Below are 2,520 nucleotides of genomic sequence, written 5' to 3'. Positions count from 1 at the left end.
CCTGACATCTTCCGGAGGATTGTCGGTTATCTGGATGACTTCAGGAAGATAACCACATTCATTTGCAAGATATTTGGTAATCCCAATGACCGTATTGGAATCGCCTACCGTTGCAATATACGGATGGGGAAGACCGATGATGATCGAATCGGTCAGATATTCTGTCCAACGATATGCCCGTTTCTCCTCCTGCCCAATGACCTTTTCGATCTTCTTCTGGGAAATATGCAGGTGCTTCCCGACTGTTCGCAGGAACTCGGCACTCTGTTTCGGCCCGATCGGCACACTGGGGAACGAGATGAAATCCTGATCAAACTTCTCCTTCAGTTTATCTGCCGCCAGCCGTCCGTTCCACGTGGAGAGAACTATGTTTAACTCTGCCTCCGGGATCTTTTTCAGTTCAGTGACACCATCAAACTGGGTAAACAGTATATTGGCATCAACTCCGATCTTTGCCAGCAACTCTTTGACGATATTCAGATCCCCTTTCCAGAATACGTGCTGGAAGGGAATGATTCCCAGTATGTTGACTTTTTTACTCTTTCTCGGAAGAGGAACCAGCAACTGATCGATTACCGCACCCAGGAATTCTTCATATCCGTCATAGCTATTCCCCTTGAAACCTGCTGTATTGACGTAAATAATCTCGGCCTTTTCTTTGTACGGTTTGATGACTGACTGGACATCATCACCGATAAGTGCCGGAACACAACCTGATATTACAACAAAGAGATCTCCTTCCATCAGTTCCAGAGATGATTCTACGAGTTTTCTCAGTTTCTCTTCACCGCCAAATATCACATGCTTGTCAATAAGACAGGAACAGGGGGTACTGGTTCCACCCTGACTTCCGGCGGCATTTTCTCCTGCAGCATAATATACCCCGAGCAACTGGGCTATCCCACAACCTGATCCTGAATGGAGGATTGGAACCGCTCCATAGACCCCCGTTGTAGTGATATATGCTCCCCCAAGGGCACATGTCCACCTGGGTGCTTCTGCTATCTCTGGATAAATCTGGTTTATCTCTTCAATCGATTTTAATGATGTAACTGCTTCTGTCATGAGTATCTATTCCGGAACATCCTGATAATACTGGGGATTCGGCTGTTCATAGAACCATGGTTTATATGAATCCCCTGTCTTTTCTTTCATTGTCCGCTGCAGGGATGTGCTCTTAAATGCCTGAAGCAGGAAATTTCCATACGCGACAGCTCCTGCATAGGCACTCTGCTGTGCCCATAAATTCGGATCTCCTCTGAGCGAATGAACACGGGTCACCCCTTTGAGACGTTTGTATGAACTTCCCTGGAACGGGCAGGTCAGAGTCATATCCGGATCGAGAGTCCGGTTGATATGAGCCTGTTCTGCTGCCTGGAACGTATTTACAAGAATCTTGAAATCTCCTGTGGTTTCAAGCATATGCTCGAGTTCTTCAAGGATCAGGTTGTCGTAATCCTGGCACATTGCAGCAGAATTTTTGACACCGAGTTCGTCAAAGTACGGCATCTGGGCAAGCAGCCGTCCCTGGCCAAGGGCTCCGAGTAGTTCCACTTTTTGTCCGTCTGGCTTGATACTGAGAAACTCCTCCCTGATTGCAGCAAGTTTTGAGTCCCATTTCGCGTGTTCTTCGGCGATAACGATCTCCGCTTCCTTCTCTTTTCCGGTGTACTTTGCTATCTCCCTGAGCCATCCATCGGTATTGGCAAAACCCATGGGTGAAGGATACAGGAAGAATGGCACGCCAAACTCCTGATGGAGTCCTCTCGAGAGATAATCCGTGTATGTCGGGCAGACCGGAGCGGTTACAGCAGCCTCGGAGAGTTGTTCAAACTGATCAATCGTTGCAAATTCAGGAACGAAATTCACCCTCAAACCCATCCTGCCCAGAAGACGCCGGATCTCAATCCGATCCTGCCAGGTGTATGAAAGCATACTTGCAACATTTACCAGGTCCTTCTGTTTTTTCGTGGGTTTTTTAACCAGATATTTCAGCACCGCATGCCAGAACGAATCATACCCGGTCTGGACAAGCCGTGATCTGGTACCTTCACAATGAATCGGAACCAGAGTGGCTTTGATCTCCGGCTGTATATCAGCAACAACCCCTTCAATATCTTCTCCGATAATTCCTGAGGTACAGGAAGTCAGGATAAAGATCGCCTTTGGGTGGTATCTCTCCTGTGCTTTGTAAATTGCAGCCTTTAACTTATCTGTTCCACCGTACACCACATCCCGTTCGTTCAGACTGGTGGTGATCCAGTGAAGATCAAATGACTCAGGAACTCCGAGACTGGTCGGAAGATGCTGGAAGAGTTCACGATAACCCAGCGATGGAACCGAACATCCTACCGGTGCATGATAGATAACCGCTGCATCCCGGATGGAATTTACCCTGACGGTCAGGTAAAAATTCAGAGGGCATCCGGAAGACTGAGAAAATTTCCGGTCACATTGTTTCAGATTGCCTGATCTGGCATCTTTTACCAGGTCACTGGCTTTTCCATAGTAGATGTTGAT

General features: G+C 47.6%; 2 protein-coding genes. Both read right to left on the bottom strand.

Features of this window, described 5'->3' with window-relative positions; genetic code table 11:
• On the bottom strand, positions 1-1,065 hold a 1,065-nt coding region (locus LUQ50_RS00610), incomplete at its 3' end, for a nitrogenase component 1 (protein ID WP_300034611.1).
• 6 nt (positions 1,066-1,071) lie between these two features.
• On the bottom strand, positions 1,072-2,520 hold a 1,449-nt coding region (locus tag LUQ50_RS00605; protein ID WP_300034608.1), incomplete at its 5' end, for a nitrogenase component 1.

The sequence above is a fragment of the Methanospirillum sp. genome, from assembly GCF_028679455.1.
GTDB lineage: Archaea > Halobacteriota > Methanomicrobia > Methanomicrobiales > Methanospirillaceae > Methanospirillum.
Note: the sequence above shows the minus strand (reverse complement) of the source record. Positions and strands in the feature narration are given on the sequence as shown.